General features: G+C 74.1%; 16 protein-coding genes. 5 read left to right on the top strand and 11 right to left on the bottom strand.

From position 1 onward, the window contains the following. Positions 1-82 precede the first annotated feature (82 nt). The 8 genes from ABD358_RS10660 to ABD358_RS10625 form a co-directional block, all read right to left on the bottom strand. On the bottom strand, positions 83-1,417 hold the full coding sequence (locus ABD358_RS10660; protein WP_344630671.1) for a YrhB domain-containing protein: 1,335 nt from the start codon (positions 1,415-1,417) through the stop codon (positions 83-85). 6 nt (positions 1,418-1,423) lie between these two features. Next, positions 1,424-1,717, bottom strand: coding sequence for a YrhB domain-containing protein (locus ABD358_RS10655; protein ID WP_344630670.1), 294 nt, complete (start codon positions 1,715-1,717; stop codon positions 1,424-1,426). Positions 1,718-1,768: 51 nt separating this feature from the next. Continuing rightward, positions 1,769-3,418: a putative T7SS-secreted protein gene (locus tag ABD358_RS10650; protein WP_344630669.1), complete on the bottom strand. Its 1,650-nt coding sequence runs from the start codon at positions 3,416-3,418 to the stop codon at positions 1,769-1,771. Further along, on the bottom strand, positions 3,418-4,050 hold the full coding sequence (locus ABD358_RS10645) for a hypothetical protein (protein ID WP_344630668.1): 633 nt from the start codon (positions 4,048-4,050) through the stop codon (positions 3,418-3,420). Before ABD358_RS10645 ends, ABD358_RS10650 begins: the two co-directional genes overlap by 1 nt. A 20-nt stretch (positions 4,051-4,070) precedes the next feature. Continuing rightward, positions 4,071-4,460, bottom strand: a complete 390-nt coding sequence (locus tag ABD358_RS10640) for an SseB family protein (RefSeq protein WP_344630667.1) — start codon at positions 4,458-4,460, stop codon at positions 4,071-4,073. Positions 4,461-4,948: 488 nt separating this feature from the next. Then, the gene (locus tag ABD358_RS10635) at positions 4,949-5,326 is read right to left on the bottom strand and encodes a hypothetical protein (RefSeq protein WP_344630666.1); all 378 of its coding nucleotides are present in this window, start codon (positions 5,324-5,326) and stop codon (positions 4,949-4,951) included. A 440-nt stretch (positions 5,327-5,766) separates the two neighbouring features. After that, positions 5,767-6,429 (bottom strand): peptide-methionine (S)-S-oxide reductase MsrA, encoded by a 663-nt coding sequence (msrA, locus tag ABD358_RS10630; RefSeq protein ID WP_344630762.1) that lies wholly within the window; start codon positions 6,427-6,429, stop codon positions 5,767-5,769. 12 nt (positions 6,430-6,441) lie between these two features. Further along, on the bottom strand, positions 6,442-7,620 hold the full coding sequence (locus ABD358_RS10625) for a hypothetical protein (protein WP_344630665.1): 1,179 nt from the start codon (positions 7,618-7,620) through the stop codon (positions 6,442-6,444). 37 nt (positions 7,621-7,657) lie between these two features. Between ABD358_RS10625 and ABD358_RS10620 the strand changes: the two genes are divergently transcribed. Beyond that, entirely contained in the window at positions 7,658-8,824 is a 1,167-nt protein-coding gene (locus ABD358_RS10620; RefSeq protein WP_344630664.1) for a cystathionine gamma-synthase, read from the top strand. Positions 8,825-8,977: 153 nt separating this feature from the next. Here ABD358_RS10620 and ABD358_RS10615 read toward each other — a convergent pair whose 3' ends face one another. From ABD358_RS10615 to ABD358_RS10605, 3 genes are all read right to left on the bottom strand, one after another. Next, positions 8,978-9,799, bottom strand: a complete 822-nt coding sequence (locus tag ABD358_RS10615; RefSeq protein ID WP_344630663.1) for a rod shape-determining protein — start codon at positions 9,797-9,799, stop codon at positions 8,978-8,980. Continuing rightward, positions 9,796-10,146 carry a TraR/DksA family transcriptional regulator gene (locus ABD358_RS10610; protein WP_344630662.1) on the bottom strand — a complete coding sequence of 117 codons (351 nt, stop codon included), beginning with the start codon at positions 10,144-10,146 and terminating at the stop codon, positions 9,796-9,798. Before ABD358_RS10610 ends, ABD358_RS10615 begins: the two co-directional genes overlap by 4 nt. 99 nt (positions 10,147-10,245) lie before the next feature. Continuing rightward, complete coding sequence (locus ABD358_RS10605) at positions 10,246-10,572, bottom strand: TraR/DksA family transcriptional regulator (protein ID WP_344630661.1); 327 nt, start codon at positions 10,570-10,572, stop codon at positions 10,246-10,248. A 282-nt stretch (positions 10,573-10,854) separates the two neighbouring features. On the opposite strand from ABD358_RS10605, the gene ABD358_RS10600 reads away from it, so the two are divergent. From ABD358_RS10600 to secD, 4 genes are all read left to right on the top strand, one after another. After that, positions 10,855-11,913 (top strand): HAMP domain-containing sensor histidine kinase, encoded by a 1,059-nt coding sequence (locus ABD358_RS10600; RefSeq protein ID WP_344630660.1) that lies wholly within the window; start codon positions 10,855-10,857, stop codon positions 11,911-11,913. Next, positions 11,910-12,587: a response regulator gene (locus tag ABD358_RS10595; protein ID WP_344630659.1), complete on the top strand. Its 678-nt coding sequence runs from the start codon at positions 11,910-11,912 to the stop codon at positions 12,585-12,587. The genes ABD358_RS10600 and ABD358_RS10595 overlap by 4 nt, the downstream gene beginning before the upstream one ends. A 48-nt stretch (positions 12,588-12,635) precedes the next feature. Further along, positions 12,636-13,130: a hypothetical protein gene (locus ABD358_RS10590; RefSeq protein ID WP_344630658.1), complete on the top strand. Its 495-nt coding sequence runs from the start codon at positions 12,636-12,638 to the stop codon at positions 13,128-13,130. A 62-nt stretch (positions 13,131-13,192) separates the two neighbouring features. Further along, on the top strand, positions 13,193-15,505 hold the full coding sequence (secD, locus tag ABD358_RS10585) for a protein translocase subunit SecD (RefSeq protein WP_344630657.1): 2,313 nt from the start codon (positions 13,193-13,195) through the stop codon (positions 15,503-15,505). The last annotated feature ends 107 nt before the right edge of the window (positions 15,506-15,612 follow it).

Here is a 15,612-nt window from a genome sequence, read left to right as displayed (position 1 = left end):
GCCGGAACCGGCCTCCCGGGGATCGTCCCGCCGACGACTGTCCCGGAGCCAGTGATTTGAGCCACTTCTGAGGTGTGCGCCCTCAGCGGTAGCGGACGAGATGGAGGCTGCGGGCCCCGATGGCGTTCAGATCGGTGACCGGGTGCTCCGAACCGTCGATGATCGCGTTCCCGTCGGCCGTGCGCAGCGCGGTGAGGACCAGGCCCACGGTCTCCCGGCCCTTGCCGTCGACGCGGCGGGCCCAGACGAGAGCGCGCGCCCCCGCCGGCATGGAGGAGAGCTCCGAGAGCAGGGTGTGCCACTCCAAGTGTTCGGAGGAGGACAGCGGACGGCCCAGCTCGTCCAGGGTGGCGGGCAGCCAGGCCGCGGGGCCGGGACGGGGCGGCGGCGGGAGCGTCCCGGTGGTCCAGTCCTCGCCGCGCTCCCACGCGCCGAACCACGACCACGGGTCGGAGTTGGGCAGGCCGAAGGGCTCGGCGGCGGACTTGGGAACGACGAGCGCCGCGTCCAGCATCGCGCGGCTCCAGTCGCGGTCCTCCAGGAACGCCCTGGTGTTGCAGGCGAACAGCCAGCAGCGCTCCCGCTCGTCGTCGGGGCCGGGGCTGACCAGGACCACCGGCTCGTCGTAGGTGTGCGCGAGCCACGCCTCGGCCTTCGCCACGGCCTCGGCGAACCCGCTCGCGGGCCGCCGCCACGGGGCGGCGGGCGCGGTGGGGGCGGACTCGGAGGGCAGGCACCGCGCGAAGACCAGCCCCCGCACGCCCTCGGCCTCCATCCGGGCGAGCCCGCCGGCCATGCCGTCCAGGAGCACGACGTTGCCGTTGTTGTTGTGCACGTAGAGCAGGTGCCCGCTCGCCTCCGCGCCGCCGGCCTCACGGCGCAGCCACACCACCCCCTGGGTGCCGGGCCCGGGCTCGCGCGCGGCGGCGATCACCTCGTTCCAGTCGGCGCACCGCAGCACCTCCGCGCTCCGGAAGTACCGGCGCAGCAGCAGGTTCCACCACCCGGGCGCCTCGTGGACGGGCGACCACGGCAGGGGGCTGGAGGGAGCGCCGCCGACCGCCGCGGCAACGGTGACGGCGCAGCCGCGGGCGTTGAGCCTGCGGGCCTGGACGTCCAGGGTCCGGGGCGAGGGGGCGCGCAGGAACTCCTCGACGTCCCCCCGCGGGTCGTTCGAGGCGGGATGGAAGGGGACGCTCCCGTCCTTCGGCACGACGACGGTCGCCGCCAGCATGGGCGTCGCGGGGTACCCGGGCTGGGGCCTGGTCCGGCAGGAGAACCACCAGGTGCCGCGGTCCTCCGCCACCGGCTCGGGCACGGCGAGCTCGACGAGCCCGTGGTAGGTGGCGTCCAGCCAGGCCCGCGCCCGCTGCCGGGGGTCGCCCTGGGGGTTCCGGGAGGTGGGGGGGAAGGACATGTCGCGTCAGGCTCCGGTCGGCGGGGTGGTCCCGGAGAGCTCGGCGACGAACTCCTCGACGGTCTGGTGGCTCGGGGGGAAGCGGGGGCCGCTGCCGTCCTTGGGGACGACGACCACCCGGACGAAGGGCGAGCGCCCGAGGTCCCCGGTGTCGAGGTACTCCTGGGAGTCGAACCGGACCGCCCACGCCGCCGGGTACTCCGTCGACTTCTCGGGCTGCAGGACGATCGTGTACTGCCCCGCGTACGCCTGGGTGAGGTACTCGAGCGCGGAGGCGAATGCCTCGTCCCGTGAGAGCACTGAATTCTCCTTGATTTCTTCCACCTGTTTTCCCGCCGCGGTCGCGGAATGTCAACGATAGGGTATGTGTCCGATGCTCGACACGTTTCCCTCCAGTCTCCCCAACGTTCCCGACTGGCCGTCCAGGAAGACCACGCCGTGCCGTGTGTTGACCGCGTTGAAAACATGGGCGGTGCCATCGGGCCGGGATATGTAGACCACGCTCCGCGAGCCCTCCCCGCGGGCCTGGAGGTCCTTGATCAGGTCGTCGTAGCTGTTGACGTAGTCGTACTGGCCGACCGGCCGGTTGGGCGCCCCCAGTTCGGCGGGGTTGACGTGGGCCGGCTGCTGGAGGGGTTCGGCCGTGGCCTCGTGGCCGTCGAGCCTCCGGTCCACGGCGATCACGTTCCTGGAGCAGTTGACCGTGTATCCGGGCTCTCCCGTCCTGTTGACGTCCTTGAGCCACGGATACTGGTCCTCGATGAATTCCCGTGCTTTCCTCGACGGCACCGAATCGGCGTGGATCGCCTTTTCCGAAACGTGTTTCGCGGGTTGCGCCAGATCGCTCCAGTCCTTGGGCGGGGGCGGCGCGTCGGGCTTGTTGTGGGGGAGTTTCCCCGCGGTGATCAGCTTCTTGACGCTGCCCGCGCCGCGCGTGCCCAGCAGCTCGGGCACCAGGCGGCCCAGCCCCTCCGAGGGGTCCTGCCTGAAGCCCTCCCAGGCGTTCTGCAGCGTGCCCATCGGGTCGTTGACCGTGCGGACCAGCCCGGCCGCGGTGCTGTTGAGGTTGGTGAGGTACTCGGCGGGGTGCGTGAGGTTGTACGGGTCGGTGGGGTTCAGGCCCCGGGCGAAGTTGATCACGCCCGCGGTGCCCTTGAAGACGCCGCCGTAGAAGTGCGACGCGTTCAGGTGCATGCCGACGAGCCCGTCCACGAACTGATCGCCGTAGGAGGGCTTGGCCGGGGCCGTGTCGCGGGCCGCCGCGACCGCCGAAGCGGCCTCCGCCTCGGCCTCGTCGCGCTGCCGGCGGGCCTCGTCCAGGATCTCCTGGGCGGCCCGCATCTCGGAGGCTCCGGGGTCCTCGGAGGGAGGCCTGTCCGGCAGGGGACCGTCGCCCCCCAGACCCGTCCGGCGGAGCATGACGGCATGGTTGTACGCGTCGACCTTCTCGCGGTACGCGTCGGACGCCTCCTCGCCCCGTCTGTACCTGTCGATGGCCTCCTGCGCCTGCCGCTGGGCCCACTCGACCGTCCCGGCGAAGTCCCTCAGCGCCTTGGCCGCCTTCTCGCACGCGTCCGCGGCCTTGAACCACCGGGGAGGTTCGAGCGCGGCCTTCTCCCGGAAGGCGTCGGCGGCCTCGCCCTTCAACTCGGAGGAGTCCAGGCCCTTCAGCCCCCGCCCGACGTTGTCGAACGCCTTCCGGAAGTCGTCGAGGTGACCCGCCGTGGAGCGCAGCTTGTCGGGGCTGCCGTGGATCAGCTTCTTCGGGTCGTCGGTCTGGCCCAGCCGCATCTCGCCGACGTCGGCGCCCAGCCTGTTGGCGACCGAGTCCCCCTTCTCCCTGACGAATCCGGCGCCCCGGTCCCAGCCGGCGCCCTCCAGTTGGTCGGCGGCCCAGTCGGTGCCCTTGTCGACGTACCCGCCGACGTCCTCGACCCTGTCCTCGATCCAGTCCTCGGCACTGTCGGGGGTGAGCGCCGAGACGACGTCCTTGAAGCCCATCAGCTACCGCCCTGCCCCGCCTGCTGCGCCCGCTCCTCCGGCGAGGGACCGAACGCTTCGTCCAGACCCCGCTCGAACGTCTGGTCGTCGATGCCCGCGGCCTGGTTCATCAGGTTCGCCTGGAACCCGCCGAAGCCCTCGGTCGCCAGGCTGCGCCCGGTGTCCTTCCAGACCTGTCCGGCCTCCTGGCCGGCCTGCCGGAACGACTCCGCGCTGTAGTCGGGGGCGTCCGGGGTGAGGATGTCCCTGACCCCCTGCCCGACGACCTCGTCCTCCGTGGCGTGCGGGTTGCCCACCAGGGAGTTGAGGCCGATCTTGAAGGTGCCCTTCCAGTACTGCTCCTCTTCCCAGAGCATCCCGGCCGCGAGTCCCAGCCGCGCCGCCAGTCCGTTGGCGTCCTGCACCAGCGCCCGCACGCCCCACTCCCAGCGCTCGCAGAACCCCTCGAAGGCGTCGGCCAGACGCCCGCCGCCGGCCTCCATCTTCGTCAGCGACATCTCGGCGAAACCGCTGCCCTGCAGCGCGCCCGTCGAGTTCCCGACGTCCTTCAACTCGCCGATCGCGGCGCGCAGTCCACTGGTGATCTGGTCCAGGGCGTGCCGGCTGAGCCCGAGGTCCCCGTCGGAACCCATCAGCGAGATCCCCCTTCCCCTCAGCTCCCGTCTCGAACGTCCACCGCGGCGTCGTCCGGCACGATGCCCCTGACGGGCGGGAACATCATCGACCCGTCCTCGTCGGCCACGTTCACCGCCACACCCGCCGGGCCGTCCATCCGCGGGACCAGCACGTCCAGCAGACGCTCGCCCAGCAGCGCCGCGTACTCCCATGCCTCGCCGGGGGCCGCCCCGCGCTCACGCGCGAAACGCGCCAGCGCCTCCTCGTCGGTGAAGGCGTAGAACCAGCGGATGCCCCCGTACTCGGCCGCCATGAAACGGCCGCCGGACAACGGGACCAGCACCGCCGTGCGCCGGAACTCCTCGACCATCGCGGCCGGATCGCCCGTTCCCGCGCGCACCGCGGCGATCTGATCCGCCAGGCCCACCGAAACCCCCAGAGGCAGTGATGTCCGCACCGGCCGCCCCCCGTGGCGGCCACGTCAGGATAGGCAGGAACGGCCACGCCTCCGAGCCCGGGTGCCGGTCCGTCACAAGGCCTTCGCACACTCGTCCCGGTACGTCCGGGATCCGGCCCGCACCACGGTCCGTCACGTTCTCGCCCGCCTTCTCCGTCCCGCCGTCCGGCGGCGGGATTCGAGACGGAAAGGGCCGGAGGGATCGGCCCGGACGACGGGGGCAACGGCCTCCATGGGGGATCCGGACGAGTGAGGAGGAGCCTGAGGAGCCTGCCCGGGCTTCGGCGACCGCGAGATCAGCCGCGAGGAACGGACGGCCGCCCGCCAGCCGGCCGAGGAGCGGATGGAGCACAACCGGGCGAAGCCGCCGAAGACGCGGCGACGCCCCCACATCCTGTTCCGGTGGGATGTGGGGGCGTCGCCGCGTCAATGCGGTGCCCGAACGGCCGATGGACCGCCTACTTCAACGCCAGACCAGGGATGAAGGCGATGAGCCCGGAGAGGAAGCTCCCCACGCCCGCGAGCGTGACGACAGCCGCCTTGCCGTCCGAGAACAGACCGGAGCAGAACTCCCTGATCTGCCGGCGGAGAATGATCATCTTCAACTTCTGCCACCGGTGCTGCCGTATGCGGCAGCCCAACAGCAGGCCGTATGCGTTGTTCCGGCAGCCGTCCCCGTGCCCCCGTACCGGGGCGCCGCATGTGACGGGTGCCTGGAAGAAACACCACACGACCGTGGCGGCGGAGAGGAGGACCACGATCGCCGGTCCGACGGCCCGGTCGATCCATGCCGCAATGAGCAGGGCGCCCGTGAGGACGCCCCACCAGCGTTCCAATCCGCCGAATCTGCTACGTGCCGAGCGAGCCATGCCCGAAACCTGTGTCCGGGAGGGCCGTGGTGTTCGGCGCTGATTGATATTGGCCGGATCCGTATCACGGAGCCGATGTCGTGCTCCCGGCGCGGCGCCGGGGGCGGCTCACCGCTGGGACGGGCGGCGGGTGCGTCGTCCAGGACGCGGCCCATCCCGGAGGCGGCCCGGCCGGGACTGGCCGGCGGCCTGGCCCGGTTCCCGGGGGAAGGCGGGCGGGACCGCCGGTGCGGTCCGGGCGACGGCCCGCCGCGGCGGCGGGCGACCGGGGAACGAGCGGTCGGCCCGTGGCGGGGACGGCCATGGCGGCTCCCACGGGCGGGGATCCTGCTCGCCATGGGCACAATGCCCGGCCGGGGCCGCCCGCCGTCCTTCGGACGAGTGATGGCGACGGGCGGGCGGGCCGGTCACTCCGCCTTCGCCACGCCGACCGGGCAGCTCACCCCCGTGCCGCCGATGCCGCAGTAGCCGCCCGGGTTCTTGTCCAGGTACTGCTGGTGGTAGGGCTCCGCCGGGTAGAAGGGGCGGGTGTCGGCGGGGAGGATCTCCGTGGTGATCCTCCCGTAGCCGGAGGCCTCCAGGACCGACTGGTAGGCGTCGCGCGACGCCTCCGCGGCGGCCTGCTGGGCCGGGGAGTGGGTGTAGACCGCCGAGCGGTACTGGGTGCCCACGTCGTTGCCCTGCCGGAAGCCCTGCGTGGGGTCGTGGGACTCCCAGAACAGCTTCAGCAGCGCCTCGTACGAGACCTCCGACGGGTCGAAGACCACACGGACGACCTCCGCGTGACCCGTCAGGCCCGAGCAGACCTCCTCGTACGTGGGGTTCTCGGTGTGGCCGCCCTGGTAGCCGGCCAGGGTCGTCCACACGCCCGGCGTCTGCCAGAACTTCCGCTCGGCGCCCCAGAAGCAGCCCAGGCCGAAGTCCGCGACCTGAAGACCCTCCGGGTAGGGGCCCAGCAGGGGGTTGCCCAGGACCGTGTGGGCCTCCGGAACGGGGAAGGGACGCTCGGGGCGGCCCCTGAGGGCCTCCTCCGGGGTGGGGAGGGAGGTCTTGTGGTAGCCGAACAGCATGCTCACCTCTCGTCAGTGTGCCGGCGGCGTGTGCGCCGCGTCGCCGCCCCGGCTCTCGTAGCCGGCGACCGCCAGGGCGCGGTACGCCGCGTACTCCGCCGCGGGGTCGCCGCTGTCGACCCACGGCACCGCACCCACATAACCGTCCACGGCCCGCACCTGTTCCATGGCCTCCGCGTACCGCTCGGCGCGCACCAGGAAGCACAGCAGCAGATGGCGCACGTGCGGGGCGACGGGGTGGTCGGCGGGGGCGTGGTGGAGGGCGTACTGGGCGCCGGCGACGGCCTGCTCGACGACCGCGCTCCGGTACAGGCCGCTCACCATGTTGGCCTCGGGCAGGTGGTCGTAGACGGCGAAGAGGGGGAGCGCCGGGAGCAGGGTGCCCTCGGGGGCCTGGCCGGCGGCCCGCTGCGCGAAGGCGTAGGCCTCCTCGCGGGAGCCCTGGCCCTTGGCGGACCAGTACGGAAGCGCCACCAGATGCGCGCCCATGTGGTGCGGCGCCCGCCGGCGGACCTCCCCCCACAGCTCTTCGAACTCGGGGCCGCGCACCCCCATGGCACGGGCGGCGAACAGTTCGACGATGCGCGAGGTGGGGTCGGCCGGGGCCAGCCGGGAGGCCTCCCGGGCGATGTCGCGTGCCTCCTCCAGGACGATCCTCCGGTCCGCCGAGCCGGTGTCGCCGAGGGCCTGCCAGACCAGGAACTGCGCGTACACCTGGGCGCAGCCGGCGTCCCGCGGGGACGAGGAGCGCCAGTCGCGCAGCCAGCGCGCGCCGGGCGCCGCGACCGGGGCGGGAGGCGTGTCGGCGTCCTTGACGAGGGAGGGGCCGGAGGACGGGGAGGGGGCGGCCGGGGCCGTGCGCGAGCGCGCCAGCTCCACCGCCGCCGCGCCCGCCAGGGACTGGACCCGCTGCCAGCGCAGCTCCCACTCGTCGGTCAGGGCGAGCAGCCGGGCGACGGGCTGCCAGTCCTGGGTCCGCTGGGTCTCCTCCAGCGCCTCGACCAGCTCCCGGTCCGGCCCCGGCAGCCGGACGTCGAGCCGTTCGGGTGGTGTGAAGCCGTACCGGTCGGGCTCGGCGGCCCGCACCGGGAACCCCACGTCGTCCTTCAGCCCCCTGCGGCGGCGGACCGCGGGCACGACCAGGAGGCCGACGGCGGCGGCGATGGCGATGAGGAACAGCAGCGCTTCCATGCGTCCACCGTACGGCCCGCCCGTTACGCTCGTGACCATGAGCGACCAGCACACGGACCGGAACGCGGTACAGCGCTTCGAGACCCTCGCCATCCACGCCGGACAGGAACCCGACGCCGCGACCGGGGCGGTGGTGCCGCCGATCCACCAGGTGTCCACCTTCAAGCAGGACGGGGTGGGCGGCCTGCGCGGCGGCTACGAGTACAGCCGCAGCGCCAACCCGACGCGCACCGCGCTGGAGGAGAACCTCGCCGCGCTGGAGGGCGGCCGGCGCGGCCTGGCCTTCGCCTCCGGGCTGGCCGCCGAGGACTGCCTGCTGAGGACCCTGCTGACGCCGGGCGACCACGTCGTCATCCCCAACGACGCCTACGGCGGCACCTTCCGGCTCTTCGCGAAGGTCGCCGAGCGGTGGGGCGTGCAGTGGTCGGTCGCCGACTCCTCCGACCCGGCGGCCGTCCGCGCCGCCCTGCGGCCGCGCACGAAGGCCGTGTGGGTGGAGACCCCCAGCAACCCGCTGCTGGGCATCACCGACATCGCCGCCGTCGCCGACGTGGCCCGGACGGCGGGCGCCCGGCTGGTGGTGGACAACACCTTCGCCAGCCCCTACCTCCAGCAGCCGCTCGCGCTCGGCGCGGACGTCGTGGTCCACTCCACGACCAAGTACATGGGCGGCCACTCCGACGTGGTCGGCGGCGCGCTGATCACCGCCGACACCGCTCTCGGCGAGGAGCTGGCCTTCCACCAGAACGCGATGGGCGCCATCGCCGGGCCGTTCGACTCCTGGCTGGTGATGCGCGGCATCAAGACCCTGGCGGTGCGGATGGACCGGCACTGCGCCAACGCCGCCCGGATCGCCGAGCTGCTGGCCGCCCACCCGAAGGTCACCCGGGTCTACTACCCGGGCCTGGACTCCCACCCCGGGCACGAGACCGCCGCCAAGCAGATGCGGGACTTCGGCGGCATGGTGTCCTTCCAGGTCGCCGGGGGCGAGGAGGCAGCCGTCGAGGTCTGCAACCGGGCGAAGCTGTTCACGCTCGGCGAGTCGCTGGGCGGGGTGGAGTCCCTGATCGAGCACCCGGGCCGGATGACCCACGCCTCGGCGGCGGGCTCGGCGCTGGAGGTGCCGTCGGACCTGGTGCGGCTGTCGGTCGGCATCGAGGCGATCGACGACCTGGTGGAGGACCTGACCCGGGCGCTCGGCTGAGCACCGGCCCCGGCGGGACGGATCCGCCGGGGCCGGAGGAGGGGACCGCGGCGGGCCGCCGCGGTCCCCTTCCGCGTCTCCGGGGCCTCCGGCGCGTCTCCGGCGCGTCTCCGGGACGTCTCAGCGGCGCCCCCGCGAGGTCCGCCCGGGGCGTCAGCGGGGAGCGTCGCGGCGGTCGCGGCAGGGGACGAGCGCGGGGTGGCCCTCCTCGGCGCTCAGGGCGGCCGCCGCGCCCCGCACGGCCGCCGTGTGGGGCGCGGGCGCCGGCTGTATGGGGGCGCGCAGCCGCCGGGCCAGGTGGTGCACGATCTCCGGACGCAGCGCGCCGCCGCCGGACAGCAGCACGCCGCGCTCCAGCGCGTCGAGCGTCCACGGGGCCAGGTCGCCGCACAGCATGCCGGCCACCGTCTCGGCGACCGACCCGGCCAGCGCGGCGGCGGTGGTGATCTCACCGAGGTCGAGGGTGCCCAGCGGGGTGCGGTGGGCGGCGGACACCGCGCCCCCGACCAGCAGCGCCACCTCGGTGAGGTGGGCTCCGACGTCCACGATCAGCAGCGGTTCGGACAGGTCGGCGCTCGTGCCCAGGGCGACGGCCCGGACGCTGTCGATGGTCAGGACCGTACGGGGCCGCAGGGCCTCCAGCGCGGCCAGCGCGGCGGCGCGGTGGCCGGCGTCGCACAGCACAGGGGTGGTGAGGACGACCACGGGCCGCCGGCCGACGAGCGCCGGATGGTCGGCGGGCAGCCGGCCCAGCAGCCGCGCGGCGCCCTCGGCGTCCACGACGCTGCCGCGCTGGACGGGGTGGGTGCAGCCGGAGCCGGGCGGGACCACCGTGGGGGCGTCGACGATCAGTCCCCGGCCGGGCAGCCACACCCGGGTGCGGGCGCTGCCGAGGTCGACCGCCAGCCCCGGGAACGGCCGGCGCACCGGCCACGCCTTCTCCCGCAGGGGAGGGAGCGGCGGAGAGGGAGTCACCGTCCGGCCTCCCGCGCCTGGCGGCAGGGCGCGCAGTACCGGGCCTGCGGGACGATCTCCAGCAGGTGGAGGGGGACGGGGCGGTCGCACCGCAGGCAGACGCCGTACCGGCCCCGGTCCATCCGCTCCAGGGCGTCCTCCACGTCCGCGAGGACCATGCGGGCGGACGCCGTGAGCCGGGTGTCGACCTCGGTTCGCGCGGCCGTGCGCGTCCCGCCCGGGGCGCGGGAGAACCCCCGCAGCTGGTCGAGGCGGAACCGGCGCTGCTCCTCCAGGTTCTCCCGCAGCGCGGCCAGTTCCCGGGGGGTGAGTCCGGCGCCGACGGCACCGGCGGCCTGGTTGTTCACGTGCTTCACGTCCTCTGCGGAGCGCGGGGAAGGGGATGGGGGAGTCGGGGAGCGCGGACGGGCGGGAGGCGGCCGTCCGCGCTCCGGCGCGGCGCTCCGTCAGTCCGTGCGCCGCTGGCAGCCGACGCAGCAGCGCGCGTACGGAAGGATCTCCAGCCGCTCCACCGGAATGGCGGTCCCGCAGCCCTCGCACGTCCCGTAGGTGCCGTTGTCCAGCCGGGCGAACGCGAGGTCGATCTCCTTCAGCACCCGGCGGATGGCGGTGGCCTGGACCGCCATCAGGTCGTCGGCCGCGTGGTGGTCGCTGTTCTCCACCGCGGACAGCTGGGAGAGGCGGGAGTTGCGCTCGTGCTCCAGGCGCTGGCGGGCGTCGTGGGCGGTGAGGCGTGCGGGAGGGTCCCCGGGGCGGGCCGCGTCGATCGTCATCGCGGTGGTCCTTCCGTGCTGCAGGGCGAGGGTCGGAATACGGGAGGGCGCGCGGCCCCGCCGTGGCGAGGGGCCGCGCGCCCCTGTGCCTCCACCATGAACGGCCCGCCGGCCGGTGGCCATGGGGGGCGGCACCCATCTGCGAGGGGGGCGGGGCTGTATCTCCTCCGGGGGAGCGGCAGCCGTGGCCGCCGCGGATGGCGGACGCCCCCGATCGACCCGGGCGCCGCCGCCCCGGCACGCTGATCCGGGTCCGGCCGCCGGGGGCGGCCGGACCCGGACATGGCGGATAGTGATGGGGACAAGGTGAACGAGGAGGTCGTACGCGCCGTGTCCCTGTTCTGGCGGATCTTCGGGCTCAACGCGGTGGTGCTCGGCGCGGCCACGGCGCTGCTGCTGTGGGCGCCGGTGACCGTCTCGGTGCCCGTGCTCCTCACCGAGGCCGTCGTCCTGGTGGGCGGCCTGGCCGTCATGCTGGTGGCCAACGCCGCGCTGCTGCGCATCGGCCTGGCCCCGCTGGACCGGCTGACCCGTCTGATGACCACGGTCGACCTGCTCCGCCCGGGGCAGCGGCTGCCGGTGGCCGGGCAGGGCGGGGTCGCCGAGCTGATCCGCGCCTTCAACGACATGCTCGACCGGCTGGAGGCCGAACGCGCCGCCAGCAGCGCCCGGGTGCTCTCCGCGCAGGAGGCCGAGCGGCGCCGCATCGCCCAGGAACTCCACGACGAGGTCGGCCAGAGCATGACGGCCGTCCTGCTGGAGCTGAAGCGGGCCGCCGACCGCGTCCCCGACGGGGAGCTGCGCGCGGACCTCCTCCACGCCCAGGAGACCACGCGCGAGAGCCTGGACGAGGTCCGCCGGATCGCCCGCCGGCTGCGTCCCGGCGTGCTGGAGGACCTCGGCCTGGTCAGCGCGCTGACCGCGCTGGCCGGCGACTTCGCCACCCACACCGGGCTGGTCGTACGGCGCCGCTTCGACACCGGCCTGCCACCATTGGACCGGGAGAGGGAACTGGTGCTCTACCGCGTCGCACAGGAGGGCCTGACCAACGCCGCCCGCCACGCCGACGCCGAGCACGTCGAGCTGGGGCTGCGGCGCACCGCCGGCGGTGTCGTGCTGAGCGTGGCCGACGACGGACGGGGGGTCGGGCTGGCCCGCGAGGGCGCCGGCATCCGGGGCATGCGCGAGCGCGCGCTGCTCGTCGGCGCCTCCCTGGAGATCGAGTCCTCGCCGGGCGGCGGCACCCGGGTGCTGCTGTCCGTGCCCACTGCCGGCGACGAGCCCGCCGAGGAGGGCGCCGAAGAAGCCGGACGCCCCGGGAAGGAGAGCGGAACCGCATGACCGGCACCACCGCGCGGAGGGCGGACGGCCCCACCCGCATCCTGCTCGCCGACGACCACGCGCTGGTCCGCCGCGGCGTGCGGCTCATCCTCGACGGCGAACCCGACCTGAGCGTGGTCGCCGAGGCGGGGGACGGCGCCGAGGCGGTCGCCGCCGCCCGCGAGCACCCCGTCGACCTGGCCGTCCTCGACGTCGCCATGCCGCGCATGACCGGGCTGCAGGCGGCCCGCGAGCTGTCCGCGCGCCACCCGGGCCTGCGGATCCTGATGCTGACGATGTACGACAACGAGCAGTACCTCTTCGAGGCCCTCAAGGCGGGGGCCTCGGGGTACGTGCTGAAGTCCGTCGCCGACCGGGATCTGGTCGAGGCGTGCCGGGCGGCGATGCGCGGCGAGCCGTTCCTCTACCCTGGCGCAGTCACCGCGCTGATCCGCAGTTACCTCGACCGCGTCCGGCAGGGCGAGGACGTCCCCGACCGGGTGCTCACCGCCCGTGAGGAGGAAGTGCTCAAACTGGTCGCGGAGGGTCATTCCTCCAAGGAGATCGCCGAGACACTGGTGATCAGCGTCAAGACGGTCGAGCGCCACCGTGCGAACATGCTGCACAAGCTCGGACTGCGGGACAGGCTGGAACTGACCCGCTACGCCATCCGGGCGGGACTGATCGAGCCCTGACCGGCGGACGCGCCCGCGTCCGCACCCGACCGCCCGGGAAGGAGCGGCATGGCCCAGCGGACCACCGCGTCCCCCGTCCGGTCGTCCCCCGTCCGGTCGTCCCCCGTCCGGCCGGGGCGGTGCCGGGCGGGCGCGCACGCGTCGGGCGGGGCGTCCGGCGTGCTCCTGGCGGTGGTGACCCTCCTGCTGGGAGTCCTGTCCCCGTCCGCCGCGGCCGCCGTCGGCGCCTCCCGGACGGAGGGAGCGCACGGCGCCCCGTCCGCCGGCGGCTCCGCCCCCCACCCCTCTCCCGTCTCCCTGCCGCACACCGTCGCCGCGCCGTGCACGGCCGGATGCGAGCGGCCGTCGCTGCTGCACCGGGAGGCGGCCGGGGACAGGTACGCGGCGCACCCGGGCGGCGCCGCCCTGCCGGGCGCCCGGGCCCGACTGCCCCTGCCCGCTGCGGGCACGCGCCCGGCCGGGGCGCCCCCGGACGCCGCCGGCGGCCTCCGGCACACCGCCCGCCACCCGGGCCGGGCGCCCCCGCCTCCGCCAGGAAACTGACGTTCCCGTCCCGTATCCCACCGCGGCCGGTCCGGCCGCGGTGCCCTGCTGGAGGCTTCTCCGTGAAACGCGCCAATCTGGTGAGGGCGCTACTCGCCCTCGCCGTCGTCGCCCTATCCGTCTATCTCACCGTTTCCACGTCCCCGCGCCTCGGCCTCGATCTGCGCGGCGGCACCCAGATCGTGCTGGAAACCCGCGACTCGCCCACGGCCGAGGCCGACCGGGAGGCCACCGACCGCACCCTTGAGGTGCTCCGCCGCCGGGTCGACGCGCTCGGCGTCGCCGAGCCCGGCATCGCCCGGTCCGGGGACAACCGGATCATCGTCGAACTGCCCGGCCTCCAGGACCCGCGCGAGGCCGCCGAAGTCCTCGGCCGCACCGCCCAGCTCTCCTTCCACCCCGTCCTCGGCATCGCCGAGGAGGGCCAGAAGGCCAAGGGCAAGGAGCGGGTGCTGCCCGACGAGTCCGGGCAGCGGCTGCGGCTGGGCCCGCCCGAACTCACCGGGGCGGAGGTGGAGGACGCCGAGGCCCAGATCGACCAGCAGACCGGCGGCGGCTGGTTCGTCACCATCGACCTGCGCGGCAAGGGCAAGGACGCCTGGGCCGAGCTGACCGGCCAGGCCGCCTGCTCCCCGGCCGGCGACCCCAAGCGCCGGGTGGCGATCGTCCTGGACGACAAGGTCATCTCCTCCCCGCAGGTCGACCCCTCGGTCGGCTGCGACGTCGGCATCACCGGCGGCTCCACCCAGATCACCGGCAGCTTCAGCCAGGAGGAGGCCAAGGAGCTGGCCCTGCTCGTCGACGGCGGCGCCCTGCCGGTGCCGGTGGAGCTCATCGAGCAGCGGACCGTCGGCCCGACCCTGGGCAAGGAGGCCATCGAGGCCAGCGCCTGGGCCGCCGTCATCGGCACACTGCTGACCGCGCTGTTCATCGTCTTCGTCTACCGGCTGCTGGGCTTCCTCGCCGCCGTGGCCCTGGCCTGCTACGGGCTCATCTCCTACGCCGCTCTGGTCGCGCTGGGCGCCACCCTCACCCTGCCCGGCCTGGCCGGTTTCGTGCTGGCGATCGGCATGGCGGTGGACGCCAACGTGCTGGTCTTCGAGCGGGCCCGCGAGGAGTACGCCGCACGCGGCGGGCGGAGCCTGCGCACCGCCGTGACGGAGGGCTTCCGCAACGCCCTCAGCGCCATCGCCGACTCCAACATCACCACGCTGCTCGCCGCCGGCCTGCTGTTCTTCTTCGCCTCCGGCCCGGTGCGCGGCTTCGGCGTGACGCTGTCCATCGGTGTGCTGGCCTCCATGGTCAGCGCCCTGGTCATCACCCGGGTGCTGGTGGAGTTCGTCACCGCCCGGCAGGCGATCCGCAAGCGCCCCGCGGTCACCGGCGTCGCCGGCGTGGGCAGGGTGCGGGAGTGGATCACCGAGCGGCAGCCGGACCTGATGCGTCACGGCCGGCGCTGGCTGGCCGCCTCCGTCGCCGCCGTGGTCCTGGCCGTCTCGGGCATCGCGGTCCGCGGTCTGGACTTCGGTGTGGAGTTCACCGGCGGCCGGCTGATCGAGTACTCCACCGCCGCCCCGGTCGACCCCGAGGAGGCCCGCTCCGCGCTGGCCGAAGCGGGCTTCCCCCGCGCCGTCGTCCAGGCGTCCGGTGAGGACGACATCACGGTGCGCGTCGACGAGCTCTCCAACGCCGAGGCGGCCGAGGTCGCCGAGACGATCGAGGAGCTCGGCGGGGACACAGAGAAGGTCCGCGACGAGCTGATCGGCCCCAGCCTCGGCGACGAGCTGCGCCGCAACGCCCTGATCGCCCTCGGCGTCGCCCTGGCCGCGCAGATGCTCTACCTGGCCATCCGGTTCCGCTGGACCTTCGGTGCGGCGGCGGTCGCCGCGATGGCCCACGACGTGCTGGTCCTCATCGGCGTCTTCGCCTGGCTGGGCAAGCCGATCGACGGAGTGTTCCTGGCCGCGCTGCTCACCGTGATCGGCTACTCGGTCAACGACTCGGTGGTGGTCTTCGACCGGGTCCGCGAGCTGTGGGGAGCCGACCGGAAGACCCCCTTCGCGAAGGTGGCCAACACCGCGATCCTCCAGACCGTGCCCCGCACCGTGAACACCGGTCTGGGCGCGCTGTTCATCCTGGCCGCGCTGGCCGTGCTGGGCGGCGACACCCTGACCGACTTCGCCCTGGCCCTGCTGATCGGCATCGTGGTGGGCACCTGGTCCTCGATGTTCACCGCGACTCCCCTCGCCATCGAGCTGGAGGCCCGCAGCAGCGCCCCGCCGCCCCGGAAGAGCGGGAAGTCGTCCGTCGCGGTGGTCCGTCCCGGACGCCGGGCGGAGGGCAGGCGGGTCAAGGACCACGGCGCCCAGGTGTGACGGGCGTCCGGGTTCCCCGAGGGCGGCCCCCGGGGAACCCGGACGCCCCGGGACCGGGGGCGAACACCCGAGACGGCGCGCCGCCGCACACCCGGTGGGTGTACGGC

The sequence above is a fragment of the Streptomyces glaucosporus genome (genome assembly GCF_039533345.1).
Lineage (GTDB): Bacteria > Actinomycetota > Actinomycetes > Streptomycetales > Streptomycetaceae > Streptomyces > Streptomyces glaucosporus.
This window is presented reverse-complemented; position numbering and strand designations above follow the sequence as displayed.

Bases quoted from the DNA above. Each gene is read 5' to 3' on its own strand.
- ABD358_RS10625 (WP_344630665.1), bottom strand. From the start codon at position 7,620: ATGGAAGCGCTGCTGTTCCTCATCGCCATCGCCGCCGCCGTCGGCCTC.
- ABD358_RS10650 (WP_344630669.1), bottom strand. From the start codon at position 3,418: ATGGGCTTCAAGGACGTCGTCTCGGCGCTCACCCCCGACAGTGCCGAG.
- ABD358_RS10595 (WP_344630659.1), top strand. From the start codon at position 11,910: ATGACCGGCACCACCGCGCGGAGGGCGGACGGCCCCACCCGCATCCTG.
- msrA (WP_344630762.1), bottom strand. From the start codon at position 6,429: ATGCTGTTCGGCTACCACAAGACCTCCCTCCCCACCCCGGAGGAGGCC.
- ABD358_RS10600 (WP_344630660.1), top strand. From the start codon at position 10,855: ATGGCGGATAGTGATGGGGACAAGGTGAACGAGGAGGTCGTACGCGCC.
- ABD358_RS10620 (WP_344630664.1), top strand. From the start codon at position 7,658: ATGAGCGACCAGCACACGGACCGGAACGCGGTACAGCGCTTCGAGACC.
- ABD358_RS10590 (WP_344630658.1), top strand. From the start codon at position 12,636: ATGGCCCAGCGGACCACCGCGTCCCCCGTCCGGTCGTCCCCCGTCCGG.
- ABD358_RS10605 (WP_344630661.1), bottom strand. From the start codon at position 10,572: ATGACGATCGACGCGGCCCGCCCCGGGGACCCTCCCGCACGCCTCACC.
- ABD358_RS10660 (WP_344630671.1), bottom strand. From the start codon at position 1,417: ATGTCCTTCCCCCCCACCTCCCGGAACCCCCAGGGCGACCCCCGGCAG.
- ABD358_RS10645 (WP_344630668.1), bottom strand. From the start codon at position 4,050: ATGGGTTCCGACGGGGACCTCGGGCTCAGCCGGCACGCCCTGGACCAG.